The organism is Solwaraspora sp. WMMD792 (assembly GCF_029626105.1).
GTDB lineage: Bacteria > Actinomycetota > Actinomycetes > Mycobacteriales > Micromonosporaceae > Micromonospora_E.
The window spans coordinates 3,470,696-3,496,859 of the sequence record NZ_JARUBH010000009.1; the positions used below are offsets into that span (position 1 = coordinate 3,470,696).

General features: G+C 70.9%; 18 protein-coding genes, 1 pseudogene and 2 CRISPR repeat arrays. Of the genes and pseudogenes, 4 read left to right on the forward strand and 15 right to left on the reverse strand.

Going from position 1 to position 26,164, the window contains the following annotated elements:
* Complete coding sequence (locus tag O7629_RS16620; RefSeq protein WP_278170227.1) at positions 1–2,523, reverse strand: hypothetical protein; 2,523 nt, start codon at positions 2,521–2,523, stop codon at positions 1–3.
* A gap of 158 nt (positions 2,524–2,681) precedes the next feature.
* On the opposite strand from O7629_RS16620, the gene O7629_RS16625 reads away from it, so the two are divergent.
* Positions 2,682–3,806, forward strand: coding sequence for an SAVED domain-containing protein (locus O7629_RS16625; protein ID WP_278170228.1), 1,125 nt, complete (start codon positions 2,682–2,684; stop codon positions 3,804–3,806).
* 325 nt (positions 3,807–4,131) lie between these two features.
* Positions 4,132–4,535: a CRISPR direct-repeat array (repeat unit 36 nt; unit sequence GTCTCCGGACACACGAAAACCGCACCGGATTGAAAC).
* A 458-nt stretch (positions 4,536–4,993) separates the two neighbouring features.
* Here the strand turns inward: O7629_RS16625 and O7629_RS16630 are convergent.
* Positions 4,994–5,278: a hypothetical protein gene (locus O7629_RS16630; protein ID WP_278170229.1), complete on the reverse strand. Its 285-nt coding sequence runs from the start codon at positions 5,276–5,278 to the stop codon at positions 4,994–4,996.
* Complete coding sequence (locus tag O7629_RS16635) at positions 5,278–5,517, reverse strand: hypothetical protein (protein ID WP_278170230.1); 240 nt, start codon at positions 5,515–5,517, stop codon at positions 5,278–5,280. The genes O7629_RS16630 and O7629_RS16635 overlap by 1 nt, the downstream gene beginning before the upstream one ends.
* 412 nt (positions 5,518–5,929) lie before the next feature.
* Between O7629_RS16635 and O7629_RS16640 the strand changes: the two genes are divergently transcribed.
* Positions 5,930–6,586 (forward strand): XRE family transcriptional regulator, encoded by a 657-nt coding sequence (locus O7629_RS16640; RefSeq protein ID WP_278170231.1) that lies wholly within the window; start codon positions 5,930–5,932, stop codon positions 6,584–6,586.
* A 95-nt stretch (positions 6,587–6,681) separates the two neighbouring features.
* Here the strand turns inward: O7629_RS16640 and O7629_RS16645 are convergent.
* The 8 genes and pseudogenes from O7629_RS16645 to O7629_RS16680 form a co-directional block, all read right to left on the reverse strand.
* A pseudogene (locus tag O7629_RS16645) lies at positions 6,682–6,877 on the reverse strand (hypothetical protein); the annotation flags it as partial.
* The gene (locus tag O7629_RS16650; protein WP_278114760.1) at positions 6,817–7,107 is read right to left on the reverse strand and encodes a CRISPR-associated endonuclease Cas2; all 291 of its coding nucleotides are present in this window, start codon (positions 7,105–7,107) and stop codon (positions 6,817–6,819) included. The pseudogene O7629_RS16645 and the gene O7629_RS16650, both read right to left, overlap by 61 nt.
* On the reverse strand, positions 7,104–7,382 hold the full coding sequence (locus O7629_RS16655) for a CRISPR-associated endonuclease Cas2 (RefSeq protein WP_278170232.1): 279 nt from the start codon (positions 7,380–7,382) through the stop codon (positions 7,104–7,106). The genes O7629_RS16650 and O7629_RS16655 overlap by 4 nt, the downstream gene beginning before the upstream one ends.
* 5 nt (positions 7,383–7,387) lie before the next feature.
* Entirely contained in the window at positions 7,388–8,380 is a 993-nt protein-coding gene (cas1, locus tag O7629_RS16660; RefSeq protein WP_278170233.1) for a CRISPR-associated endonuclease Cas1, read from the reverse strand.
* The gene (locus O7629_RS16665) at positions 8,377–9,285 is read right to left on the reverse strand and encodes a reverse transcriptase domain-containing protein (RefSeq protein WP_278170234.1); all 909 of its coding nucleotides are present in this window, start codon (positions 9,283–9,285) and stop codon (positions 8,377–8,379) included. Before O7629_RS16665 ends, cas1 begins: the two co-directional genes overlap by 4 nt.
* 306 nt (positions 9,286–9,591) lie before the next feature.
* Positions 9,592–9,913: direct repeats of the CRISPR family, unit length 36 nt; unit sequence GTCCCCGGACACACGAAAACCGCACCGGATTGAAAC.
* A 166-nt stretch (positions 9,914–10,079) separates the two neighbouring features.
* Positions 10,080–11,177, reverse strand: coding sequence for a ThiF family adenylyltransferase (locus O7629_RS16670; protein WP_278170235.1), 1,098 nt, complete (start codon positions 11,175–11,177; stop codon positions 10,080–10,082).
* Entirely contained in the window at positions 11,165–11,698 is a 534-nt protein-coding gene (locus O7629_RS16675; protein WP_278170236.1) for a hypothetical protein, read from the reverse strand. The genes O7629_RS16670 and O7629_RS16675 overlap by 13 nt, the downstream gene beginning before the upstream one ends.
* Entirely contained in the window at positions 11,698–12,315 is a 618-nt protein-coding gene (locus O7629_RS16680; protein ID WP_278170237.1) for an E2/UBC family protein, read from the reverse strand. The genes O7629_RS16675 and O7629_RS16680 overlap by 1 nt, the downstream gene beginning before the upstream one ends.
* A gap of 396 nt (positions 12,316–12,711) precedes the next feature.
* Between O7629_RS16680 and O7629_RS16685 the strand changes: the two genes are divergently transcribed.
* Positions 12,712–13,800 carry a hypothetical protein gene (locus tag O7629_RS16685; RefSeq protein ID WP_278170238.1) on the forward strand — a complete coding sequence of 363 codons (1,089 nt, stop codon included), beginning with the start codon at positions 12,712–12,714 and terminating at the stop codon, positions 13,798–13,800.
* Between the two features lie 81 nt (positions 13,801–13,881).
* Here O7629_RS16685 and O7629_RS16690 read toward each other — a convergent pair whose 3' ends face one another.
* Positions 13,882–14,664, reverse strand: coding sequence for a transposase family protein (locus O7629_RS16690; protein ID WP_278170239.1), 783 nt, complete (start codon positions 14,662–14,664; stop codon positions 13,882–13,884).
* A 788-nt stretch (positions 14,665–15,452) separates the two neighbouring features.
* On the opposite strand from O7629_RS16690, the gene O7629_RS16695 reads away from it, so the two are divergent.
* Positions 15,453–16,088, forward strand: a complete 636-nt coding sequence (locus O7629_RS16695) for a hypothetical protein (RefSeq protein ID WP_278170240.1) — start codon at positions 15,453–15,455, stop codon at positions 16,086–16,088.
* Positions 16,089–16,236: 148 nt separating this feature from the next.
* Here O7629_RS16695 and O7629_RS16700 read toward each other — a convergent pair whose 3' ends face one another.
* From O7629_RS16700 to O7629_RS16710, 3 genes are read right to left on the reverse strand one after another with little or no spacing between them, the layout of a single operon-like run.
* Complete coding sequence (locus tag O7629_RS16700) at positions 16,237–17,829, reverse strand: MFS transporter (RefSeq protein WP_278170241.1); 1,593 nt, start codon at positions 17,827–17,829, stop codon at positions 16,237–16,239.
* Positions 17,826–25,043: a non-ribosomal peptide synthetase gene (locus tag O7629_RS16705; protein WP_278170242.1), complete on the reverse strand. Its 7,218-nt coding sequence runs from the start codon at positions 25,041–25,043 to the stop codon at positions 17,826–17,828. Before O7629_RS16705 ends, O7629_RS16700 begins: the two co-directional genes overlap by 4 nt.
* Positions 25,040–26,005, reverse strand: a complete 966-nt coding sequence (locus tag O7629_RS16710; RefSeq protein WP_278170243.1) for a 50S ribosomal protein L11 methyltransferase — start codon at positions 26,003–26,005, stop codon at positions 25,040–25,042. The genes O7629_RS16705 and O7629_RS16710 overlap by 4 nt, the downstream gene beginning before the upstream one ends.
* Positions 26,006–26,164: the final 159 nt, after the last annotated feature.

The following is a 26,164-nucleotide window of genomic DNA, read 5'->3' on the forward strand; positions in this document are numbered from 1 at the left end:
CTATTCGGGTCGGGTGTCGATGATGGTGCCGAGCCTGTTGTCGCCCAGGCCGCCCAGGCCGGGCAGTCCGGGTCGACCCGCCTGGCCGGCCCGTTCGGCGCGCCAGGCCAGCTCGGTGTGTTCGGTGTCGCGCAGCCGGCGTACGTCGGCGCGCAGCTCGGCGAGCAGGTCGGCCAGTCGGGGGCCGGTGCCGGGGCGGTCGCCGAAGGTGGTGCGGGCGGCGGCGGCCATCGCGGTGAGCAGCCCGCTGACGGTGTGCTGCGCTCCCCCGGTGCGCTCCACGATCAGCGGCTCCAGGTTGAGCGGCTCAGGGTTGAGCGGCTCCGGGGTGTCGCCGTCGGCGCGGCCGTGGCCGTGGGTGATCGGCAGCCGGTTGCGGATCTCGTACAGCGGTCGCAGCACCTGCCGCCGGGTGGCTTCCTTGAGCCGGTTGGCGTCGATGGAGTGTTCGGTGCTGGCGCAGGCGCCGATGATGGCGCGCATCCCGGTGGCGGCGTCCCGGTCGACGTCGGGCAGCGCGGCCCACACGTCGATCCGTTCGCCGATCATCCGGAAGGTGCAGTCCTCGGTGGTGGTGACGCCGGCCTGCACCGGTACCGGCCAGCGGCGCAGCCGCGGGGTGGCGCAGCGCAGCGCGTCGGACAGGCTCACCGCGCGGGCGCTCAGCGGCTGTCCGGTGGCGAGGGTGCCGAGCAGTCGGGCGGCGGTGTCGAGTTCGGCCACGTCCAGGGCGTGGCTGGCGGCGGCGAGGATGGCCAGGTCGGTGCCGAAGCGCAGCGGCAGCCGGTGGGTGCCGGCGTCGAGCACGCTCCGATCGCGGGTGACGAGTTGCCGTAGGAACAGCGGGATGCCCCGTACGGCTGCGGTCTGCTGCCCAGCGGCCAGCAGGGTCAGCACGTGTTCCTTCGGCCCGGTCGGGATGAGCACGATCGCCCCGGTGTCCGGGCCGACGTGCTGGCGCAGCAGTTCGGCGGCGGCCGGCTCGGTGAACGCGGCCGGGTCGTCTGCGGCGACACCGAGGTCGGCGATCGGGGCGGCGACGGCGGTGTGCCCGGCGGCCCGCAGCCGGTCGGCGGCCTGGCGGGCGTGCGGGTAGGTGCCGGCGGCGGTGCCGAGGATCAACGCCTTGACCGGCACCGGCTGGCCGGCCGGCAGCCCGAGGTAGGTGCGGACCGCCGGGTCGAGGTCGTCGCGCCGGTCGGGGTCGGCGGCGGCCTGGACGATCTGTTCGACGATGTACGGGCTGCCGTCGCGCGACGGGTTGCCGACGACGCTGAGGTACCAGACGGTGTCGCCGGGCACCAGGGTCAGCGGCCCGAGCCCGGCCGGCGCGTCGTCACCGGCTGCCGGCACGCCAAGGCCATCGCCAGCGGTGGCGGTGGCGGTCGGGGTTCTGTCGTGTTGGCGCAGGTGTCGGCGCAGCGCGTCGAGCATCAGCGGGTCCGGTGGTCTGAGTTCGTGGGCGCTGGCTTTGCCCATCTCGTTGAGCTGGTGCACGATCTGCGAGGCGAGCCACCGGCCGCTGGGTGCGGCTTTCGCAGCCCGTACCGCCGGGTCGGCGTGCCCGGCGCGTTGCTCGCGGATGACCCGCAGCATCGCCCCGAGGGTGACCGGGGTTCGTTTGGCGTGCTGTTCGGCCCAGGTGAGCAGGTCCAGCGGGGAGCCGTCGGCGGCGCGTAGTTCGTGGTAGCGCTGGGCGACGTAGGCGCGGACGGTGAAGCCGCTGCTGCCGTCGCCGCGCATCAACGCGGCGGCCATCACGGCCCGCATCCGGTCGGCGTTCGGCACGACGTACGCCTGCCCGAAGTGATCAGCCTCAGCGTCCACGACCCGCCGCTGCTCAACCGTCAGGCTCAGCTGACCCGCGTCGGCGAGAACCCGCAGCAGATCGTGGTAGCGCCAGCGACGCAACAACGGCACCACCGGGTCGACCGGCAACCCGGCCGTCGGGTCGTAGACGGCGTGCCGGGGCGCCACGGTCGGCCCGATCCGGATCAACGACCACGGCAGGCCGGACGTGATCACCGCGTCGAGCGCGCCGAGGACGGTCTGGGTGGAGCCGCTGCCCCAGACGACGTACGCCCGGTCGGTGCCCGGGTCGGCGTGGGTGTCGAGGGTGCGGGTGACGCCGGTGGCGATGTCGGTCTCGTCGAGGCTGTCGCCGTGCATGACGGTGACAGCGGCGATGGTGCCGCCGTACAGGTCGGGCAGGCGACGGACGGCGCGGTCGATCGCGGCGGCGATGGCGGCGACCCGGGCGGTGGTCGCGAGGATCAGGTGTACGGCGGTGCCGGCGGTGTCGGGGTCGGCGTGCAGGGCGGCGAGGGCGGCGGCCAGCGGCGCGGTGTCGCCGGTGGTCTGCGCCGGGGTGCGTAGCCGCAGGATCCGCCGGGTCTGGTCATCGTCGTCGGGCCGCTCGTCGAGCAGCCGCAGCAGGTCGGTGGCGCCGGCGCTGTCGGGTGGGGGTACGCCGAGGTCGGCGTGCCCGACGGCGTGCAGCACGAAGGAGACGCGAGGGGACACGGCCCGTCCAATCGAGGGGGTGGTCGCGGGGGATGGTGCCGAGCCGATCAACGTTACTCAGTGGATCTGTCGCGGAGCCGGCGGTGTCGGGTATCCGATGGCGACCTTGCCCCGGCGGCGGGTTCCACAGTGGCGCGGTCGGCGTCGATGATGGCACGGTGACGGACGATCGGTGGGACGGACCGGGGCTGACGGTGTTCGGCTCGGCCACCGGTGGCGGCCGGGCTGGCCGGGCCGGCGGCGGGTCGGGCGGTGACCGGGGCGGCTGGGCGGGCGGGCTGCGGGCGGCGTTGTCGGACGGGACGGCGGCGGTGGCGGTCGGCGGCGCGCTGGCTGGCGGGTTCGGTGTCGAGGCGGCCAAGTCGGTGATGGTCGGTGAGGCGGCCGGCCGGTGGTGGTTCGTGGTGGGTTGCCTGGCCGGGGTGGCGCTGCTGGTGGCCGGGTTCGGGCTGCGGGAGCGGGCGCACCGGCAGGTGCAGGTGGGGATCGTGGTGACCGCGCGCGACGTCGGGCGTGGGCTGGCCAGGGCCCGGCAGTACGAGCAGCAGGCCGAGGAGTTCAGCCGGTCGACGTGTGCGGTGACGGTGGCGACGGCGGTCACCTTGTCCGGTGATCCGGCGGTGGACAAAACTCGGGTCGAGGAGTTGGCGGATGAGACGTTCAACGCGTTGATGCTGGCGCAGCGGCTGACGCCGGAGGCGACCCGGGTCAATCTGATCCCGACGATGCCGCTGCATCTGGCGTTCTGGTTCGGGGCCCGGCTGGGTCACACCCATTCGCGTGAGGTGCGGGTCCACGCCGTCCGCCAGGCCGACGGGTCTCCCCCGTATTTCGCGGCGACGGCGTTGCGGGCCACCGAGTCGGCGGTGGCACCGTTGTCGGCGAGCCTGGAGGTCGTGGCGGGCGGGGATCCGTCGCGGGCGGCGCTCGCGTTGGATCTGCAAGGCTTCGGGCGCCAGTTCGCCGATCCGGTACGGGAGACCTGCCGACAACATGGAATCGGTCACCTGCTGGTGCTGCGCAGCGCGGGTGCGTTGTTGACCGAGGACGCGGCCACCTACACCGGGGTGGTGGAGCAGGCCCGCCGGGAGTGGCTGGCCGCCGCGTTGCCGAGTGCGGCCCGCACCGGCCGGTACGCGGTGTTCCTCAGCGGCTCGGTGGCGATCTCGCTGGCGTTGGGTGCCCGCCTGGCGGCACCGGATCCGGGGCGGTGGACGGTCTTTTCGTTCGACCGGGACACCCACTCGTACCAACCGTTTCCCTTGCCGGAGCCGACCCGGTGAGCGACAATTTCCACATCGGCCTGTCGGCGACTACCGGGCGGGAGGTGAGACAGCCACGCCGGGCACAGCGGCCTCCATCGAGGACGGACAAGCCATCGATGTACGCAAGATTAGGTGCCGGAGTTGTGGCGAAATGTCGATTGCGACAACCTCCGACACGCCCGGGATCCGGGGGAGGTTGGCGGAAAGATCCCAAAGTACGCCTGAGCTGCGAAAACTCACCTTACGGAGATCATCTAAGCCGGCATCAAGATCATGATGATCATGAGGTTGCCCTCGGAGCCACCTGTTTGCGCAGCTCAGACCGCCCAACATTTCGGACACGGTCTCCGGACACACGAAAACCGCACCGGATTGAAACCCGATGCAACCTCCGCCCCGCCTGTTGCCTGTCAGGGTCTCCGGACACACGAAAACCGCACCGGATTGAAACCCGATGCAACCTCCGCCCCGCCTGTTGCCTGTCAGGGTCTCCGGACACACGAAAACCGCACCGGATTGAAACGTCAGCAACCCCAGTAGGCTGCGCCGCAGCCATTGGAGTCTCCGGACACACGAAAACCGCACCGGATTGAAACTTGAACCGCCCAACCACCATTCTGCTGACCTGTGTCTCGGTCTCCGGACACACGAAAACCGCACCGGATTGAAACGCGCATCAGACATCCCTGAGTTTTGCACTCAGCGGATGTAGTCTCCGGACACACGAAAACCGCACCGGATTGAAACCGGCCCCAAAACGTCAGGGATGGGTAGACCCGAGCCGATTTCGGGGCTGAGTGTCAGCGCGGTGGTGGTGGGGTGGTGGTAAGTTCGCCGCATTTGGGGCACCAGCGGCTCTTGACTCGGAATGAGAACAGGCCGGCGAGGTAGCCGATTAGCGCGGTGCTCGTCAACGCGCAGATGTCCATTATCCTCTGCCTTCTCTACGAATGAGGATGGTTGGGGTCGGGCCGGTGGTTGCCGCCACCGGCCCGACCCCTGAAGCTCCACCGGGTCACCCCAGCGGAGTACGAGCCCGGGGCGCTTGTCCTGCCGCTGCGACACCCTGACTGTGTAGGCAGCGATGGACACCGGGCCGAGCGGCCGTCCGCGTGCTCGGAGGCGGACGTGGGGGCGTCACCGCTCGTCGGGTGCCTGGTGCCCGGCCGCCCACCAGGGCTGCAGCGGGTACGCGCCCCGGGGGTCTACGGCCGCTCGGTGGCGGGGAAGTCGACGCCGTTGGGTGGCTGCCGGCGCTGCACCACACCGGGGCGGGTCAAGGCACTCTTGTAGACGCCGATCGCGGCCATCCGCCCGTCCCGCCCGGCCGAGGTAATAGTGGCGAGGATGCCCACCACCGGGGAATCGACATCGTCGAGGCCGTACCGGATGTCAGAGACCCGTACCGTCATCGATCGGTCACCGAACACCCAGTCGGCCTTACCGAGATACAGCGTGTCGCCTACCCGGATCAGATCGCGGTCGGTCATCAGTCGTCCCGCCCGTCGTGGACGTACCCGTCCGGCCAGAGCCCGGCGTATCGCAACACCGCCCGCACCCGACGCGCCTTGACCTGATCCCACCGGTCCAACACGGCCAACGCGCTGGTAAACGGCGGGCAGAACGCCGGCACGTCACACACCCGGCACTCGGCCAACCGACTCGGCATGTGCCCGGCGACCGTCTCCCGCGCCTGGGCCAACACCTCCGCGTCCGGCCGGTTCCGCATCGCCGCCGCCACCGCATCCAAGGGCGTCCCCTGCGGGTCTTCGCCAGGTGCCGCCGCCCCACGAGCGGCCAGCAACCGGAAACGCGGATCACGCCCGATGTCCGTCTGTCCCGGCGCCCGTCGCGGCAACGGCGGCCGGTCCGGCGTCGGACCCGCGCTAACCACTGGCTGTCGGGTCCGTTGATACCTGTTGTCGGGAACCTGGTTCCTGTACACGGCTCTCTCCATCGCGGGTCAAAATGCGTTTGAAGGATCTTTTGTGGACTCTTCCTGTGTGGAGGGGATGCCGGGACCTCTGCGTCAGGTAGCCTAGGGACGTTCACAAACGTCCCGGGAGTGATCAACCATGAACACAGCGCTGCACGTGGCGATGAGCCGAACCGGCATGACACCCGCGACCCTGGCCGGCAAGGTGGGCGTCGACCCGAAGACTGTCGCCCGGTGGCTCGGCGGTCGCGTTCCTCACCCCCGCCACCGCTCGCAGGTCGCCCAGGTGCTGAGAGAAGATGAAGACGTGATCTGGTCCGGCTTGGTCAAACGCGGATACGACCGGGAGATCCGCGCCGCATGGCCGACACGCTCAGCCGTCCCCCGGGAACTCTGGAACGACCTCCTCCACCGCGCCACGTCCCGCATCTGGTGCGCCGGCTACACCTCATACTTCCTCTGGACCGAGGTCCCCGGCATCACACCCACCCTGCGCAACAAGGCCGCATCCGGGCTCGACCTACGCTTCCTCCTCGGACACAAGGACTCACCCGTCACCCGCGACCGCGAACGCGTCGAGGACGCCGCCCTGTCGATCTCCACCCGCATCGACATCACCACCGCCGAACTCACCAAAATCGAACCCACCCCACAGGTACGCCACACCGACCGCCACATCAGCCTGTCCGTCTGGATCTTCGACGACGAAGCCCTCGTCAGCACCCACCTCGCCGACCAACTCGGACACGCCTCCCCCACCCTGCACATCCGCCGACGCGGATCCAGCGGACTCTTCGACCAATACGCCAACCACGTCGAACACCTCTGGGATGCAGCCGCCGCACCAGCAACAACCACCTGACAGCAGGTTGAGGCGAGCCAATTAGGCTTTGGTGCTTATGCTCGCCGCGTACGTGATCCGGCACTGCCCCCTGGAGGATCGACCCCGAGCGATTACAGCGTCGCAGACAGCGGCACGAGCTGCCCCCCGGCACGGGAGCGGGCGATCACCGCAGCGTCCTTGCTGTCCCGGAAAGCTTCGAGCTCTTCCCACTCGTCGATTTGGTGACCCCACTAGATCGGCGGCCACGTTCAGTGGGCGGTCCAGCCGGGTTGGCGGGTGAGGCGGTGTGGCTGGCGGGCCGGCAGCCACCTGGCCCGGCGGGCGCAGTCGGGGCACGGGGCGTGGCCGTGGATCCGGTCCGCCGGGCCGGCGACCGCGGCCAGGTCGGCGACGACCCGCGCCGCGGTCAGGTTGACCTCCGGTGGCACCAGCCACCCGCTGTACTGGAAGCGGTCGGCGATCGGGCCGAGCCGGGCACGTACCTCGGCGCGGCGGCGGTCGTTCACGATGTCGTAGACGACGAGCACCGGCCGGTTCACCAGCCGGCCCAGCCCTGCTCGGGGAGGACTTCCAGCGGTACGCCGTACCCGGCGGTTTCGCAGTCCGGGCAGGACGGCAGGGCCAGCAGGTGCCCGCCGCCGGTGAACCGTTCGGCGCTGGCGGCGAGCAGCCGGTCCAGGTGCGCGTCACCGATGTGGATGGTGAAGACGCTGTACAGCACCCGTACGCCGTGGCGGCGCAGCAGCGTCGTCAGCTGCCGGCGGTCGCGGTCGTCGGGCAGGTCGAAGGTGACGGTCCACCAGCTGGGCCTCATGACGGTCACCTCCAGCGGAACGGCCGGTACTGCGCCTGCTCGTCGAGCAGCCAGCCGCGCAGCCGCAGCGCCTGGCGGCGTACCAGTTGGTGGTAGGTCGGCTGGTCGGCGGGGGCCGGCCATTCGCGGGCCGGCATGGCAAGCCGGGCCTGATACCGCGAGATCAGCGCGGACGTCGCGCCGGGTGTCAGGTGGGTGCCGTCGAAGTCGGCGTCGGTCACGGTACGCAGACCGAGCATCGCCAGTACGGTGCTCTCCAGCAGCGCCGGCCGCCACTCCTCCATCAGGTCGAAGGCGAGCGTGGGCCGGCCCCGGCTCGGGGTGTGCAGGAACGACAGGTACGGGTCGAGCCCGGCGGCGAGGATCGCCCCGTGTACGGTTTCCCGCAGCAGCGCCGAGCAGTAGTTGATCAACGCGTTGATCACGTCGCGGCGGCTGCGGTCGCGGGCGGCGAAGCCGTACTCGGCCGGTGTCATCACCCGGACGGCGCGGAAGTACGCCCCAGCCGCCGCGCCTTCGATGCCGATCAGTTGTGCCAGGTCGGTCGCGGCGCTGGCGGCCTGCTCGAACTCGGCGAGCCGGGTGACCGCCGCCCACACCGTCGCCGGGTCGCCACTGCGTTTGGCGCGGCGGCGCAGCAGCGTCGCCTGGTTGGCGATCTTGGCGGGGATGACGGCGCGGGCCAGGTCGAGCCGGGCGGCCGGGTCGCGGTGCCGGTCGAGTTGACGCAGCCGGGCGGCGATGTGCCCGGCGGTGGGCGGTTCGAGCCGACCCAGCGGTCGGCCGGTGCGGCTGAGCAGGATCAGCGGGATGTCGTGGGCGAGCATGCTGTGCATGGCGTGCGGGGTGACGGTCACCCGGCCGGTGGCGACGACCTCGCCGACCATGGTCAGTGGCGCGGAGGCGCGCAGCACACCGTCGCGGTGCACGACGAGCCGGCCGTCGCGCCGGCCGAGGACGCAGTCCGGGCCGATCACGTGGAACGCCTTGCCGATCATCGCCGGCTCCCGTTGCTGGCCGGCAGCTTGCCCCGCTGCGGCGTGTTGAGCAGCGGATGGGTCCAGTCCGCGTTGGGCTGCTCGGGCCGGCCGTGCTCGCCGTCGAACACCCAGCCGAGCATGCTGAACCCGGCGTCGAACGTGGTGATCTGCGTCTTGTCCGGGTGCAGCCGCAGGTTGAGCGCGGCCAGCTCGGCGCCGATCTGCCGGGCGCCGCTGATCGCCGCATCGAGGTCGAGGCAGAACAGCGCCAGGTCGTCGGCGTAGCGCACCAGTCGGCCGTGCCGGCCGTCGACCCGGGCGTCGAATTCACGCAGGTAGAGATTGGCCAGGGTCGGGCTGATCGGCGCGCCTTCGGGAATACCCCGGACCCGGGTACGCAGACCGGCGGCGGTCAGCATCGGCGCGGCGAACCAGCCGCGTACGATCCGGCTGACCGCCGGGTCGGCGAGACTGCCGCTGACCATCTCGTGCAGGAGCTGGTGGTCGACGCTGGCGAAGAAATCCGCGATGTCCGCGCGGACCACATAGCGCAACCCCTTGTCCCGGTACGCGAGAGCCATCGTCAACGCGTCCACCCAGGAACGACCCCGCTGGTACGCGAAACTGACCTCGGCGCGGCGGGTCTCCCACCGGTCGCCGGCGACGTGCAGGAAAGCGCGCTGGGCGACCCGGTCGGCGACGGTCGGAATGCCCCGGTCGCGGCGCTCGCCACCACGGTTGACGGTCATCAGTCGAAGGGGTTGTGGGGTGTATTCGCCGCTGCGCAGCAGCGTGGACAGCGACTCCAGTCGTGGGCCGAGGTGATGGGCGAACTCGGCGACGGTCACACCGTCCGCTCCGGCGAGTGCGGTGCCGGCGGCGACCCGCGACCACGCGGCCCACAACGTCGGCTGGTCAGACATCCGACTCAACAGCCGGGAAGGAGAGGTATTCATGCCGAGATCGGACGGACGAACTCCGATAGAATCGGTGGCATCGACGTCACCGCCGAGATCAACAGGAGCTTATGTCCGGAAATGCCCATTGCGACAACCCCCGACACGCCCGGGATCCCGGGTAGGTTGGCGGAAAGATCCCAAAGTGAACCTGAGCTGCAAAAACATGCCCCATGGAGATCACTTGAGGCTCCCCCAAGATCATGATCAACAAGAGGTTGCCCCCGGAGCACCATGTTTGCCCAGCTCAGACCGCCCGACATTTCGGACACGGTCCCCGGACACACGAAAACCGCACCGGATTGAAACCTGAACCCCGCGGGGCAGGTTGATCTTCTTGATCGTCCCCGGACACACGAAAACCGCACCGGATTGAAACTCATGTCCATGGTGGGGTCTGCCCGGGGGGGCTCAGTCCCCGGACACACGAAAACCGCACCGGATTGAAACTGGGGGAGCTCCCTCTCGAGCAGGTGCCGTTCCGCTAGTCCCCGGACACACGAAAACCGCACCGGATTGAAACGGGTTGGGAGGAGGCCCTTCAGCCTTCTTCCCTCCAGTCCCCGGACACACGAAAAACGCGCCCGTATTTGGGCAGGCAAGAATGCCCGTCGGGGTGTCCGCGAGTGGCGTACCACGACGGTGCAGCATTGATCCCCGATGCACCGTCGCGCGTGATCCCGTCAGGGGAGAAAATCCCGTGGCGGGATCACGCGAAATCGCATCAGGTCTACCGAGAGCCGGCGTCAGCTGGGCTGGGATCAGGTGTCGTGGTGGCGGGACTCGTTGCGTGGGCCTGGCTCGCCGGGTGACGAATATCGGGATGGCTGGGTGTTCGGGCTCGGTGATGCTCCGGCAGCGTCGTGCGCCGCTGGAGGCGCGGTCGTCCGGGCCACGGACGGTGGGCCGGCGGCGTCGCTGAGCCCGCGTGGCGAGTCCGGCCCGCAGGCCAGGCACTCCGGGTCGCGGTCGGCGTCCAGCACCGTCGTTTCGTTCGCCGTCGCGTCCATCAGCAGATACCGCACCGGTGGCCGCCACGGTGAGACATAGTTCAGCAGCTCGCCGACGGCGTACCCGGCGATGATCTGGTTGAGGAAAACCACGCTGGGCGTCGGCTCGGCCGGATCGTCGACCCGGTAGCCGGCCGCCCGGCGAGCAGCTGCCAACCCCGGGTCAAGCTCGGCGTCCACCAGCCGCGGGTCGTAGCCGGACAGGCAGAGCAGGCACGGGCCACCGGGGCGGACCACCGCCAGATGCCCGCCGGCTTCCAGCCGTACCCGGGAATTGGCTTCTTGGTTGTGGTCGTCGGGCGGCTCCGGCCGGGGTGCCGGTCCCAGCTCGACCCCGACGTCGAGATAGCAGCGGGCGTACTGCACGGCCAGCCGGTTCAACGCCCAGCGTGGCGCGTGCCCGTCGACCGCGCCGAGGATCACCTCGGCCGGGCGCACCTGCTGCCAGACGACCGGGTCGAGGATGCTGCCGGCGATGCCGCGTACCCGTACCTGCGGGTTGATGGTCCGGACCGTGCGGGACGCGACAGTGACCTTGGTCGCCGCCCGCGCCACGTCGGCCGGCTTGGCGCCGACCAGACGGTTCAGGTTGGTGGCGGTGACCGTGTCCGGGTCGACCAGCAGCAGCCCACCCACGCCCAGGTGGGCCAGTGACTGGACGACCTGGCTGCCGACGCCGCCGAGGCCGACCACGGCGACGGTCAGCTCGGCGAGCCGACGCTGCGTGTGCGGACCGAACGCCCGGACCTGCCGGTCGTAGCGGTCCGCCGGGGTCGGCCCGTTGGAATCGGCCTGCGGGTCCGGCCCACGGGCCGGTGTGGTCAGGGTCGGCGTGGTCAGAATCGGCACAGTTTCACCTCGGTCAGGTCGTCGTCGCCGAGCAGCACCAACCGGTCGAGCATCCGCAGCGTCCCGTCGTCCGGGTCGGTGTACGCGCCGGCCACCGACGCCTGCCCGAGCACCAGCGACGCCACCCCGACCGGCGGCGCGGCCGGCATCCGGTCGAGGAACTCGGTGTGCGTCTGGCGCATGTTCTCCACGTCGAGGCCGGAGAATCTGACCGTGTCGTCGGCGAACGGGTGGCTGTGCACGTCGACCAGGGACAGACCGGTCTCGAAGCAGGCGATCAGCACCTCCCGGGTCAGCCAGGCGGCGACTTCGATCCGTACGCCGTTCTGCACCGACAGCGCGTCGTCCGGGATCGGGATGGCCCGGGTGACCAGCAGGTCGGTGACGGCCCCGGTGCCCCACGGGTCGGTCCACCGGCCGGCGCGGGCCAGCAGGTAGGCGCCGCGTTCGTCGTCGCTGTCGCGCAGATGCCGCCGTACGGTGTCCCAGGTGTCGTGGCTGATCCGCAGCACGCAGGTCATCAGTCGACCGTGCCGAGGTAGGTGCGGATCGCCTCGACGTAGCTGACCAGCGAGTCGAAGCGCGGATCCCAGTTGCGTTCGGGGTCTTCCAGGCAGTACCAGCGGTAGCCCAGCTCGGCGTAACGGTTCTTGTAGGCCGAGAAGTAGTGGGCGGGTTGCACGAGCGTGCGGCCGTCGCGGCGGCGCAGGTGGTCGCCGAGGAAGAAGCCGTCCGGGGCGGTCTCCGGGTAGGTGGCCGGCGGCACGATCAGCACGGTGGTGCGGTCCGGCTCCCAGTGTGGCGGCAGCCGGAACTCGGGGATGTGCAGCCAGGACTCGTCGTCGGCGACGGTCAGCCCCGGGTACGCGTACGCGAGCTGGGCGGCTTCGTGGCGGATGCGCAGCCGCCTCGGGTCGAGCGTGTTCATCGCCTTGGAGTGCCGGGCGTGGTGGGTGAACTGCTGCTGATCGGCGACGCGGATCCGCTGGTCGTCGGGGACGATGACGTTGCGGTCGTCGTCCTGGCGGACCAGGACCCGCTCCTGCGGCAGGCCGGCCGCCCGCTTGATGTCGCGGCCGGACAGCATGTCGTCGATCACCGGTACGTCGACCCCGTTGATCCTGATCGTCTTGCCCATGTCGTCCTCCGGTTGCCGGGGTTGCTCCTACCTGGAGCAGATGGACGAAGTGGCAGCGCAGTCCACCAGGTGGACGTGTGTGGACGGTCACCGGCCTCGGATCGGCCTCCAGTTGCTACCATCGAGTAACCACACGTATGGTATTCACATGAACACCAGGAGTTAGTCTCACTGGTTGCCTCGCTCCCCGTCCACGGTCCTTGGGCCGGCGCCCTGGGCGGTCGCTCCCCACCACATCACGACACCGGTGTCGTCCGGCGGGCACCCAGCCCGCCCGCTCATCCACCCCGCTGTTCTCCTGCGTCGCAACGGGAGGCACCTCGATGGACACTGCACTGCGTTCACCGGAACCCGCAAGACACGTACACCTTCTTCTTCCTCGCCGTCGTCCGCGCCATGACCCACCACCTGGGGATGGTCATCGCCCGCACCGTGCACGGCACCAGCCACTGCGTCGACAGCCCGCGCGCCGCCAACCGGTGGCTGCACCTGTGCGCCAACTGCGCCGACGTACGCGACGAGCACATCCGCCGCCAGTTCGACCGGCTCCGGCGCAACGCCACCGACCACGGCACCGCCAGCGGCAACGCCGGCAGCGGCTCCGGCGGCACCAGCGTCGGCGGCCCGACCCGGATCGAGGAGATCAACCAGGTGGTGTCCTTCCTATACGGGCCACAGGCGTCGACGGTCGACCCGGACGCTGCCGGTGCGGACCTGCTCCGCTACGCGCACCACCCGGATCGGGCCAACGCTGACATCGCTCCGTGGCTACGCGCCGTCTACTGGCAGTTCGTGCACCAGGACCAGCGCCAGGCCATCGCCGAACTGCGCCGCCGGTCGGCGACGGCGCGCGGCATGCACGCCCGCCCCGAACGCGACCTCACCACTGCCCGCTGGGCGGCGCCGCTGGCCGCCGACCCGGTCGGCCTCGACCTGCTGATCAGCTTCGTGATCGGGCTGCGCGACCAGGTCGCCGACCCGTGGCGGATCCCGCACGCGGCGGCCAAGCACGGACTCACCGACCAGCAGGTACGCCTGCGTCTGACGGCGGCCGTCGACCTGCTCCGGCGGATCAACCCGGCCTTCTACGAAGCGAACGTCGCCGCCGCGCTGCACCGCCGCGCTGACCGACTCGACCCGTGCGACGACCTGCCAGGTGCCCGGCCGATCCGCGGCACCGCCCCGGGCGACCCGGCCGAGCGGTACGCCGACCCCGGCGACACTCCCCAACGGCGTCGTCGCCGCCAGGTGCTGCTGCGGCTGCTGGCCAACCCGGCCGTACGCCGCAGCGGGCTGCCGAAGCTGCTCGCCGAGATGTGCGATGTCGCGCTCGAACGATCCGCCGTCGATCTGGAAAAGTCCTGCGCACGACGACTGCGGCTGCCGGCCGGCATCGCCCGTCGGCGACTGGAAATCCTCGCGGTCCTCGTCGCCGGTGCCGGTGTCGAGTGGCTGGACGATCTCCTATCGGAACCACCCGGATAGTCCGGGTATCCGGGGAGTGGGTGGGGCGGCGGAAACCCACCGCCGCCCCACCTACTCCCCTATTCCATCACTGAGCCTTTTTCATCCTGTGTAGCGGTTGGCTTCGACGTGCTGCAGAACGAGGATGGCCTGCACGATGGGGGTCGCTCGTCGTGGACAACAGCGCAGCTTGTTCAGGATCTTCCAGGTCTTGACGGTGGCGATCGCGCGTTCGCCGCGAGCGCGGATTTTCGCGTGGGCACGGTTCACGGCCTTCTGCCGGCGTGACAGCTTCGGGCGGAAGCGGCGTCGCTTGAACGGTGTGCGCACGCTGCCGTGGGCTCCTTGGTAGCCCTTATCGGCGAAGGTCATCACGTCTTCCCTGGTCAGTGCGTCGATGATGCCGTGGGTTCGGGCTGCGGTCAGGTCGTGGACCGAACCGGGCAGCGCCCGTGAAGCCCATACGAGCCGGCCAGCGGCATCGGCGATGACCTGCACGTTCACCCCGTGTTGCTTGTGTTTCCCGGAGTAGTACGGTCGTTGGTCGGCGACCCGGTCGATCGGAATCAGGGCGCCGTCCAGGATTGCGTACGCCAGCAGCCGGATGCGTCGCATCGCGGTGTCCAGGTCGTCGGCTGCCGAACTGAGCAGGGCTATCGCCTCCTGCACGTACCGCCAGGCGGTGGCGACACCGATCTTGAAGCCGGCGGCGAGGCGGGTGTAGGTGTCGCCGTTTCGCAGATGAGCCAGAACGAGCAGCGCCTGCCGGGCGGGGTCGAGTCGCCGCCACCGGGAGCGGCGCTGCTTGCGGTGGCCGCGGATACGTTCGGCGAGGTGGTTCAGGGTGCGGCTGGACAACGGAATCGTGGCGGGGTAGGACAGCACGGCGAGGCTCCCGGTTGGGGCTTCGAGTCTTGGTCGACAGCTGTCCTACCTGGAGCCTCGCACCCATCGATCACCGGGCCTGCCACACCCCTCCTGAGCTGCAACATCAGCTTGGAAAAGGCTCACTGTGGACGAGCGAATAGACTGGAGCCTGGCAGACCCGCCAGGATCCCCCAGGGAGGTGATTCGTCCGGAATGCCCGTTGCGACAACCCCCGACACGCCCGGGATCCGGGGTAGGTTGGCGGAAAGATCCCAAAGTAGACCTGAGCTGCGAAAACATGCCCGTCAAAGATCGTCTAGCAGCTTCCCAAGATCATGATCAACAGGAGGTTGCCCCCGAGGGCCCCTGTTTCCGCAGGTCAGACCGCCCGACATTTCGGACACGGTCCCCGAGCACACGAAAACCGCGCCGGATTGAAACAAGTCGTACCGCGCGCATGCTTCGTCGATAGTTGTGAACTCCCCGAGCACACGAAAACCGCACCGGATTGAAACTCGCGCAGCTCGTACACCTCCTTCATAAGATGGTACTGTCCCCGAGCACACGAAAACCGCACCGGACTGAAACCTGGTCACCAGATGTCAATTGACATGCGCCTCTACATGCTGGACACAAGGCGGAGATCGCTTATCTGATTGTTGCGACGCTGGCCGGCCTTGTCGGTGCCGTATTCGGTTCATGGCTGGGCTGGCAGACGGCAGGGCCGACCACCGACACGGTGGCAGCCCGACAGGCGGTCGCTGTCGCGTTTCCCGGCGTCGAGGCGGGTGAGCCGACCCGAAACGGTGACCGGCACGGATTTCCGCCGGCTGTCGACGGTGCCTGGAACCTGCTTGTCGGAGGACGGCTACGTCGCCGGGACCGTCAGGGTCCCGTTGCCGTTCGGTCCGGCGTCAACCTCCGACGGCCGCATGGTCAGCGAGGCGGTCGACCGGCTCACGGCTGCCGGTTGGGATGCCAAACGATTCCGCGCCAGAGGCGACTACGACGCTTTCACGGCGACCCGGGACGGTGTCGCCGTGCGCCTGTCCGCGCGGGACGCCACGAGCTTCGTGCTCGACGTTGGCCGCGCGCAGCCGTCGTGGGTCTGGCCGCTGGCGGTCACCGGATTCCTCGTCGCCCTGATCACCACGTTGCTTGCCCTCCGGCAACTCGATGCTCACACCAGAAGACGCGCCCGGGTCCGGGCCGTCACCGTCTCCTTGCTCGGAGCTGCCGCCGTCTTGATCCTGCCCGCTCTGGCGGTGGGCGGGCTGGCCGCCAACCATGCCGCGATCAGCGGCGGCGACCCGTGGGCGCCGCCGTGGCTCGGCTTCACGATGGTCGGCCTGCCCCATGGCGTGGCTGGCCGGGCTGCTCACGGTCACCGCGACCCTCATCGCCACCGCACCACCGACGCGAACGCCGGCGACCGGCTGTGAGCGAGGTGCCGCGTACCCGAGCCAGGAAACCCATGATGCTTCCGTGGCTTGATGCCTCAGGTGCATCTTGATGCACCTGAGGCATCAAGCTCGACCAGTGATCCCGACCCGGTGAGGTGACACGGCGTCCGCCGGCCAGAGCGCAACGTCACCGGCGGGCACGGCGGGCGACGACGGCACCGCTCACCACCAGCACCAGCAGATTGAAGGCGAACGTGCCGACGTACGCCTGCCGGGCGGCCACGGCGGTCACCGCGCGGGCCTCGGCCTCGACCGCCGTGCGTGTCGTCGGCGGCGCGTCGGGGCAGCTGACGCGGGTGCCGGCGGTGAAGTCGGTCAAGCCCTCGTCGGCGCAGGCGGCGACGGCCGGCCGCGTGGCACCCTCGCCGTCGCCGTCGGCGGGCAGCGCCTGATCCAGGCTGGCCTGCGCCAACGCCGCGAAGATGATGGTGACGATCACGACGCTCAGCGACTGGGCGACCAGTTGCACGGTGGTGAACACGGCTGACGCCGTCGAGGCGATCTCTCGGCGGACGTTGCGCAGCAGCATCTCGTACAGCGGCGTGGTGACCAGAGCCTGGCCGGTGCCGAGCAGCAGCACCGGCAGGATGAGGGCGGCCAGCGTGATCTGTTCCCCGGTGGTGTGCACGACGGTGGCGAGTCCGGCGAGCGCGACGGCCATCACACCGCAGCCGAGGACGATCGTCCAATCGCCGAGGCGGCGTTTGATCGGGTTGATGAACTGCGAGGTCAGCACGAAGGTGACGCCGAACGGCAGCAGGCTCAGGCTGGCCTGCAACGCGGTGAATCCTGCGACAACCTGCAGATACAGCGTGGTGAGCAGGAAGAATCCGGGCGGGCCGAGGAAGAACACCACGATGACGGTCAGGCCCAGCCGGAAGGTGCGGTCGCGGAACAGGTCCGGCGAGAGGACCGGATCGTCGCCGCGGCGCAGGACGCGCCGTTCCACGGCCACGAAGACCACGGTGGCCACCGCGGAGAGGGCGAACCCGGCGATGCTCCAGGCCGGCCAGCCGGCCTGACGGCCGAGAATCAGCGGGACGATGAGCAGGCCGAGAAGCACGGCCAGGGTCGCCATGCCGAGCAGGTCCGGCCGTGGGGCGGCGGGGCGGCGTGACTCGGTGAGCGTCAGCGCGGCGCCGGTGAGGGCGACGGCGGCGAGCGGCACGTTGATCAGGAAGATCGCGCGCCAGCCGAGCCCGGCGATGTCGGCGCTGAGCAGGAGGCCACCGAGCACGATGCCGCTGACCCAGGCCATTCCCATGGAGACGCCGAAGACGGCGAATGCGCGTTCCCGGGCCTGGCCGGCGAACATCGCGTGCAGCGAGCCGATCGCCTGTGGCATCAGCAGCGCGGCCGCCGCTCCCTGGACGACCCGGGCGCCGATGAGCACCCAGGCGTCGGTGGCGGTGCCGCACAGCAGGGACGCGACGGCGAAGCCGGTGACGCCGATCATGAAGATGCGTTTGCGGCCGTACAGGTCGCCGAGCCGGCCGCCGGTGATGACCGCGACGGCGTAGGCGGCGCCGTAGCTGACCGCGATCAGCTGCACCTGCGACAGGGTCGCGCCGAGGTCGGCCTGCACGCTCGGGATCGCGACGTTGACGATGAAGAAGTCCACCTGGGCCACGAATGTGCCGGTCAGCAGCACGGCGAGGCCCAGCCAGGCGCGTGTCGATGTCTGCTGCTGGGCGGTCGACCCGGTCTCTGCGGTGGTCACGGAGCTGGCTCCTCCTCGATGTTCAGCAGTTGGGCGACGCGGCGCAGCGCAGCGTCGCCGACCATGTCGAAGTGGTCGCCGGGGATCTCAACCACTTCGACGTCCCGTCCGGTGAGTTGCTGCCATGCCCGGACCTGCGCGCGTCGTACGTCCGGGGCACGGTCGGTGGCGGTGACCAGCAGCAGCGGCAGGTCGGCGGGTTCCGGCCGGTACGCCTGGCCGAGCCGGACGTGGGCGCGGAACGTGTCGTAGGTGGCCCGCAGCTCCTGCTCGGCGACCTCCGCATCGATCCATCCGAGACGTCGGGCGGCGCTCACCAGCTCGGGCCAGCTGCCCGGCGGTTCACCGGTGTCGACCGCGCCGGCCCGGCGGCGTAGCTGCAGCGTGAACTCCCGCAGCATGGCCTCCTCGTCGGTGATCACGTCGCCGGTCAGCGGCTCGGCGTCGAGCAGCACGACCCGCCGCACCGGCGTGCCGGCCGCGACGGACTGTCGCGCCATCTCGTAAGCCAGCAGCCCGCCGAACGACCAGCCCAGCAGGTCGACGGGGCCGAGCACGCCTGCGGTGCGCAGTTCGTCGAGGTACGCGGCCGCCATCTCGGTCAGCGACCGGTGCCCGCCCGGCGGCACGGGGTCGGCCTGCACGCCCCAGACCGGCTGGTCCGGCCCGCAGAAGCCGGTCAGCGGCGCGTACGGCAGTACCGTGCCGTCCGAGGTGTGTACGCAGATCAGCGGCGTACGACCGTCGCCGGCCTGCAGCTGGATCAGATGCCGACGGGTGTCCTGCTCGGCGGTGAGCGCCCGGGCGATGTCGCGGACGGTCGGGGCCTGGAAGAGCAGCGGCAGCCGGATGTGGTGGCCGGTCTCGCGGCGGATCACCGACGCCAGACGCATGGCGTTGAGCGAGTGGCCGCCGTGTTCGAAGAACGAGTCGGTGACGCCGATCTGCTCGGTGCCCAGCACCCGTCGCCACAGCGGCAGCAGCTCAGCTTCCAGTGGCGTGGCCGGCTCGGTGACGGTGTGGGCGGGTCCGTCGTCCGCCTGCGCCCGCAGCCGCCGGCGGTCGACCTTGCCGTTGTGGGTCAACGGCAGGCTGTCCAGCACGGTGGTCACGCTGGGCACCATGTAGCCGGGCAGGGTGCGGCGCAGGTGCTCGCCGACCGTGCTGGCGGACCCGACGGCGCCGGTGACGAAGGCAGTCAGCCGGCGGCCGGTGCCGGTGCCGGTGACGACCACGGCCGCGTCGGCGACTGCGGGGATCTGCCGCAGTGCCGCCTCGATCTCGCCGAGTTCGATGCGGAATCCACGGATCTTGACCTGGTCGTCGACCCGGCCGACGAAGTCGATCTGCCCGTCGGCGCGCTGGCGTACGCGGTCACCGGTCCGGTAGAGCCGCCCGCCGGGTGGGCCGAACGGGTCGGGCAGGAAACGGTCGCGGGTCAGCTCGTCCTGGTTCAGGTAGCCGCGGGCGACCTGTACTCCGCCGACGTAGAGCTCGCCCTCGACGCCGGGCGGCACCGGCCGGTGCCGGTCGTCCAATATGTACGCGGTGGTGCCCGGCACCGGTCGCCCGATCGGCGGCTGCCGGTCGTACGGGTCGTCCGGCTGCACGACGGCGACCGTCGACAGGATCGTGTTCTCCGTCGGGCCGTACCCGTTGATCAGTGTGAAGCCGCACCCGCCCAGCGCGGGCTGCCGATGCAGCCGGTCCCCGCCGGTGATGACGGTCCGCAGGGCCAGGCCGTCGGGCACCGGCTCGGCCAGCATCGTCTCGACCAGCGGGGTGACCAGGAAGCTCACGGTCGCGGCGATGTCCCGCAGCCAGTTCCACATGCCGGCCGGGTCGGTCAGGACAGCGGCGGGGGCGAAGTGCAGCGTCGCGCCGGCGGCGAGGCACGGCCACAGCTCCATCACGCAGGCGTCGAAGCCGGCGTTGACTGTCTGCGTGCACTGGTCCTGCGGCCCGAGTCCGTACGCCTCGGTGAACCAGGCCACGAAGTTGTCGAGCGCGGCGTGCTCGACCAGCACGCCCTTCGGCTGCCCGGTCGAGCCGGACGTGTAGATGACGTAGGCCAAGTCGGCCGGCTCAATGTCCCGCTTTCGGGCCGGCGCCTCCGGTCCCCCGGGTGACTGCGGTCCGTCGATGACCAGGGTGGCGACGTCGTCCGGTACCAGGTCGGCCGTGGCCGTGGTGACCAGCGCAGCGGCGGCGCCGCTGTCGCGGAGCATGAACCGGATGCGCTCCGCCGGGGTGCCGGCGTCGATCGGCAGGTACGCCGCGCCGGTCTTTATCACCGCCAGGCAGGCGGCCACGAACATCGGGGTGCGACCGGTCAGCACGGCGACGATCGTCTCCGCGCCGATGCCCTGCTCGATGAGTTGGCCGGCCCAACGGTCGGACAGCGCGTCGAGGTCGGCGTAGGTGAGCGTCGTGTCGTCGTCGCGGGCGGCGACGGAGTCCGGGCGCTCCTGGGCGTGCCGGCGTACGGCTGCTTCGACGGGCAGTGGGCGTCGCGGCTGCGCCGGGCCGGCGCCGGCGCGTAGCAGCTCGGCGGTCTGGGCGTCGTCGAGCAGCTGGTAGTCGCCGAGCGGCCGGCCGGCGTCGCGCACGACCTGGCGCAGCAGCCGTACGAAGTGCCGGGCCATGCCCTGGACCTGGTCCTCGTCCCACAGGTCCGCGTCGTACTCCCACCAGCCGCCGAGCGCCTCGTCGGCGGTGATCAGGCTGACCGTGAGGTCGTACTTCGCGGTACGCCACTGCACGTCCAGGCGTTCGGCCTGCACCCCGGCGAGCCGGAGCTGCTGTGCCTCCGGCGGCTCCGAGGTGAACAGCACCTGCACCAGCGGCGAGTATCCGGGATCGCGTGGCACGCCGAGCTCCCGGACGATGTCCTCGAACGACATCCGGTGGTGCTCGAACGCCTCCAGGCAGGTTTCCCGTACGGTGGCGAGGAAGTCGGCGAACGTGGGGTCACCGGCGAGCCGGGTGTAGAGCGGCAGGTTGCCGGTGAACATGCCGACGACCTGGCTGCCTCTGTCCTCGTCCTCGGGGCGTTGCACGAAGGCGGTGCCCACGCCGATCCCCGGCGAGTCGGCGCTGTTGACGTAGCGCAGCAGCAACGTCTTGAAGACCGCCAGCAGGACGATGAACCGCGTCGCGCCGTGGCGGCGGGCGAACTCGCCGACCCGCTGCCACTCCGGGCCGTCGAACGACACCGGCACCCGGCGGCCGCGGTACGCCTTGCGGGCCGGCCGGGGCCGTTCGGTGGGCAGCGGCAGCAGCGCCGGCGCGCCGTCGAGCGTGTGGCGCCAGTAGGCCACGTCCGCCGGGTCGGGGCCGGGTCCGGCCGGGTCCGGCAGCACGTCGATGAAGTGTGCCGGCGGTGCCGGGGTGGGCGCGCGGGCGGCCAGGACTCCGGCGTACTCGGCGGAGATGTCGCGCAGCACGGCGGCCAGCGACGACCCGTCGACCATCGCGTGGTGCACGAGCAGCCCGAACGCCCACTCGCCAGGGCCGAGCCCGATGAGCACCGCGCGCAGCACCAGCCCGGTTTCGAGGTCGAGGGTCTGCGCGGCGAACTCCTCCAGCGCGGCCCGCAGGCCGTCGGGTCCGGCAGTGGCCGGCAGCCGCCGCTGGGTGAACGACGCCGCCACGTCGGTGCGCACCCGCTGCGTCGGCGTGCCGTCCACATCGGTCACGGCGGTACGCAGCGCCTCGTGCCGGTCGACGACGCGCTGCACGGCGGCGCGCAGCATGGCCGGGTCGAGGTCACCGGCGAGTCGCCACGCCTTGCAGATGTTGTAGAGCGTACGCACACCGCTGATCTGTTCGTGGAGGTAGATGCCGCGCTGGTGGGTGCTCAGCGGCGCGGTCCGCGACTCGGCGGGCCGGTCCTCACGCCGGTACCCCAGGGCACGGGCCAGTGCCGTCGTGGCCGGTGACAGCGTCGCGGGGTCGAACGCGTGCCGCCAGCGCTCGGCGGCGGTGGCGTCGACGCCGCGGTCCGGGTCGAACGTCGGGTCGCCGTGCATGCGCGACTGCGGGTGCAAACCGCTGGTCATCCGGCCGTCGGCGCCGACGGCCGGGTCCAGCATGGCCGGTTCGAGGGGTACGCCGAGGAAGCCGGCGAGCCGGGTCAGCACCTCCTGCGGGTCGGCGACGAGGTCCTCGTAGCGGATGAGGATGCGGCGGTCGGCCGGCACGTCGGCGAGTGCGGCGGTGACGTTGTCGTTGGCGGTCAGCCAGGTCAGCTCGGCCAGCTCACGCGGGGTGAACGCGTGTGGGTGGCGGAACACCTGCTCCATCCGGGCCCGCAGGAACGAGTCGATCATGCCGCCCGGATGCCGGACGAGGTGGATGTAGTACGGCTGGTCGAAGAGCGTCTCGGCGCGGCGGATCGCTGCGGCGTCCACGGCGTAGGTGGAGGTCTTGTCGACCAGCAGCCTGCCCCGCGCGCTGGACTGCAGGTAGTCGTAGGTGTCCCGGACCGGCCGGTCGGCCAGCTCGGCGAGGCGTTCGGCCGCCTGGGCGGCGGTGCCGCCGTCGAGGTCCATGGCGGCGCGTAGCAGACCCTCCGTGGCGTACCGGTGGCTGCCGCCGAGCGCGGCCGCGCGCTGGGCCATCGTGTCGAAACCGAGCAGCTCCAGCTCCGGCGGGGCGAAGAGCCGGCTGCTGCCGGCCAACAGCACGCGCAGCAGGGTGGACCCGGACCGTGGGGCGGACAGGATGAAGGCCGCGCGGGGCAGCTTCGGACCGGCGGCCGGCGCCGGCTCGACGCCGGTGACGATGGCGCGGAACCGTCGCAGATCGGCACCGGTGATCGCCGTGTCGGGGCGGCGGCTGGCGGTGGTCTGCGGCGCGCCGGTGAGGTGGGTCGCCAACGCCGGGTACTGCGTGGCCAGGTAGGTGCAGAAGGCGCGCAGGGTCGGAGCGTCGAACAGGGCGCGGACGTAGAGCACGTCGCCGGCGGGGTTCATCCGCTGGAGGCGGTTGATCAGCTCGCCCGCGCGCAGGGACGAGCCGCCGATGCCGAAGAAGTCGTCGTCCACGTCGACCGTGTCGACGGCCAGCACGTCGGCCCAGATCGCGGCCATCGCGGTGCGCAGAGCCTCGCCGTGGGGGCGCGCATCGGATCGCGCGGCGAGGTGCGCCGCCGACCTCTCGGCCTCCGTCGAGGGCCGCCCTTGCGCCGGGGACGCGGTGACTGGGGGTTCCGCCTGCGCCGGGGACGCGGTGGTCAGCGGCGTACGGCGCAGTGCCGGACGGTCGATCTTGCCGTTGGGCAGCAGCGGCAGGCTTGCGCTGAGGGTCAGGCGGGACGGCACCAGGTACGGCGGCAGGACCCGCGCCAGCCGAACCCGGATGTCGGCGACCGTGACGGTGTCGTCGGCGGGCACGACCCAGGCGGCCAGCTCCTTCGCGCCGTCCGGCCCGGCCACGGCGGCGACCACCGCGCGTTCGACGCCGGACAGCCCGGCGAGCGCCGCCTCCACCTCCCCGGGCTCCACCCGGAATCCAGCGATCTTGATCTGCTGGTCGTCCCGGCCGAGGATTTCCAGTCGGCCGTCCGGCAGCCGGCGGGCCAGGTCACCGGTTCGGTAGAGCCGGCGGCCGGCCGCGTCGACGGGAAACCGCTCCGCGGTCAGTTCGGGGCGGTTCCAGTACCCGCGGGCGAGCCCGGCGCCGCCGATGCACAGCTCGCCGACCCAGCCGACCGGGACCGGCCGGAGGTGGGCGTCGGTGACGTAGACGCTCTGGTTCGGCAGCGGGCGGCCGATCGTCGGGCGGTCGGCGTCCTGGATCCCGATACGCGCCGCCGTCGACCAGACCGTCGTTTCTGTCGGTCCGTACATGTTCCACACCGCACGCGACCGTGCCACCAGCCGACGGGCCAGCGCCGGCGGCATGGGCTCGCCGCCGCAGAGCGCGATCAGCGGCGGCAGGTCGGGGGTCGCGGCCAGCAGCATCTGCCAGGTCGTCGGGGTGGCCTGCATGACGCCGGCCCCGCTGCGGCGCAGCAGCTGCCCGAGCCGGGCGCCATCGCGCACGTCGTCCGGTCCGGCGATGACCACCCGTCCGCCGGTCAGCAGAGGCGCCAGCAGTTCGAGCGTGGCGATGTCGAAGGACAGCGAGGTCACCGACAGCAGCGCGTCGGCCGGGCCGAGGCCGATCAGGTCCGCGGCCCCGTACAGCAGGTTGAGCAGCGCCGAGTGCGGCACGTCGACGCCCTTCGGCGTGCCCGTCGACCCGGAGGTGTAGATCAGGTACGCGGTGCCGCCCGGGGCGGCGTCGCACTCGTGGCCCGCCGCCGGGTCGCGGTCCGGTTCGCGGTCCGGTTCGCTGTGCAGCAGATCGTGGTGGAGAGGCAGCAGCACCCGGCCGGCGTGCAGCCCGGCGGGCGGGGTGGCGGCCTCGGCGTCGGTGAGCACGATCATGGCGCCGCTGTCGGTGAGCATGAACTCCAGGCGCCGGTGGGGGTAGGCGGGGTCGAGGGGCAGCCAGGCCGCGCCGGCCCTCCAGACCGCCAACATGGCCACCACCTGCAGCATCCCGCGTTGCAGGTGTACGCCGACGATGTCGCCGGGTCCCGCGCCGGTACGGCGCAGCCGGGCCGCGAGCCGGTGGGCGGCGGCGTCGAGCTGCCGGTAGGTCAGCGTCTCGTCGCCGCAGATCAGCGCGACGGAGGCCGGTGTGCGCCGCGCCTGCGCCGCGATCAGGTGCGACGCCGTGGTACCGCTCGGGTACGGGCGCGCCGTGTCGTTCCACCTGTCCTCGATGAGCGCGCGTTCGTCGTCGTCGAGCAGGCTCAGCGAGTCGATCGGGGCGTCGGGGCTCGTCGCGCAGCCGCGCATCAGCACCGGCAGCCGCCCCAGCCAGCCCGGCACCGGCCCGCTCGTGCCGGCGGTGGCGTACAGCAGGTCGCCGTCGTCATGCACCTCGACGACGATCGGCACCGCGTCGTCGTCGGCGGCGATGCGCGTGCCGCGCTGTGCCAGCAGCGCCCGCGGCGAGGGCGCGCCGGTCAACCGGTAGCGGTGCTGATGGGTCAGGCCACCGGTGATGACGGTCGCCTCGACCGTGGTCGTCTCGGTGCCCTGCTCGGTGCGGACCGCGATGGCGGCGACGGCGCCGAGCACGCATTCGACGGGGCAGCCGGTGTGGTGGCTGAGGCCGGCCGTTGCGGCGATGTCGGTGCGTGGGACGGCGACGCTCATCCGCGCTCGACCTGGGCCGGCACGGTGTTGGTGGCTCGCCACTGCTCACCGGTACGCGCCACGATGGTGTCGCCGGTCGAGACCGCCAGCGGCGCCGCCAGGGGGCTGTACGTCTCGGTGGTCCAGACCGGCTGTCCGTCGTAGAGCAGCTCCTGCGTCCACAGCAGGCCCGACACCCGCCCTGGTACCGCTGCCCGCAGTCGCGTCTCGCCGGGGAAGCCGATGAACGACGGTGCCGAGTAGTCGATCATGTGGAAGGTGTCGGTCTCGCTGAGCAGCCGCACGTGACGTCGGTCGAAGCGGACCGATGCCATCGAGGTGGGTGGCCGCCAGGCCGTCGCGGCCGGGTCGGTGGGCCGGCTCCGCTTGATCGGCAGCTCCTGCTTGGTGCGGTCGATCAACGGCTGGTAGTCCAACCCGTACACGCTGCGGAGCACGTCAGCGGAGGCGTCCAGGTCGGCCCGCTCGGTGAACAGGTCCCAGTCCAGCCGCTCGCACGCGGCGACGCTGTAGCGCACCGCTCCCGGCACGATGCGGCACTCGGGCACGCAGAAGCGGTCCCGCAGCTCGAACACCATGCGGGAGCGGGCCTCGTCGATCAACGGATGGTTGGTGTAGATGAAGGCCAGCAGCAGGTCGAACCGAGCCTCGAGGACGGCCGGCGGCAGGTCCAGGTCCATCAGGTCTGCCTGCAGGAAGGTCATCCGATCGGCCAGGCCGTTCTTCTCCGCCACCGCCTGGGCCAACTCCAGGTGCTGGCGGTCGACGCCCACCGCGCTGACCGCCCCGGCCCGCAGGGCGACGAACGACAGCAGGCCACTGCCGGTTCCGGCATCGAGGACACGGTCGCCGGGGCGGGTGGCCGCCCGCACCGCGCGCTGCACGTTGTGACCACGGTCGAGACTCAGCAGCAGGCGCAGGTGCAGATCGGTGGTGAACGGTACGTCGACAAGGCGGCTCATTGGCCCTCCGTGGGCTCGGATCTGAACACGGAGACGCGAAGCCGCACCGCAGCCGCCGGTCCTCCGTGCAGGACCGTTTCAGCATCGACGGCGGTAACATCGACGCTACACTGTTATGTCACAGGCCTGAGCATTGACTCGTTCACAGAGGACGGATAC

What these genes read in the sequence shown, in the direction of transcription:
- O7629_RS16630 (WP_278170229.1), bottom strand. Translation starts at nt 5,278, where the DNA reads ATGACCGACCGCGATCTGATCCGGGTAGGCGACACGCTGTATCTCGGT.
- O7629_RS16705 (WP_278170242.1), bottom strand. Translation starts at nt 25,043, where the DNA reads ATGAGCGTCGCCGTCCCACGCACCGACATCGCCGCAACGGCCGGCCTC.
- O7629_RS16655 (WP_278170232.1), bottom strand. Translation starts at nt 7,382, where the DNA reads ATGAGGCCCAGCTGGTGGACCGTCACCTTCGACCTGCCCGACGACCGC.
- O7629_RS16710 (WP_278170243.1), bottom strand. Translation starts at nt 26,005, where the DNA reads ATGAGCCGCCTTGTCGACGTACCGTTCACCACCGATCTGCACCTGCGC.
- cas1 (WP_278170233.1), bottom strand. Translation starts at nt 8,380, where the DNA reads ATGATCGGCAAGGCGTTCCACGTGATCGGCCCGGACTGCGTCCTCGGC.
- O7629_RS16665 (WP_278170234.1), bottom strand. Translation starts at nt 9,285, where the DNA reads ATGTCTGACCAGCCGACGTTGTGGGCCGCGTGGTCGCGGGTCGCCGCC.
- O7629_RS16675 (WP_278170236.1), bottom strand. Translation starts at nt 11,698, where the DNA reads ATGACCTGCGTGCTGCGGATCAGCCACGACACCTGGGACACCGTACGG.
- O7629_RS16685 (WP_278170238.1), top strand. Translation starts at nt 12,712, where the DNA reads ATGACCCACCACCTGGGGATGGTCATCGCCCGCACCGTGCACGGCACC.
- O7629_RS16680 (WP_278170237.1), bottom strand. Translation starts at nt 12,315, where the DNA reads ATGGGCAAGACGATCAGGATCAACGGGGTCGACGTACCGGTGATCGAC.
- O7629_RS16635 (WP_278170230.1), bottom strand. Translation starts at nt 5,517, where the DNA reads ATGCGGAACCGGCCGGACGCGGAGGTGTTGGCCCAGGCGCGGGAGACG.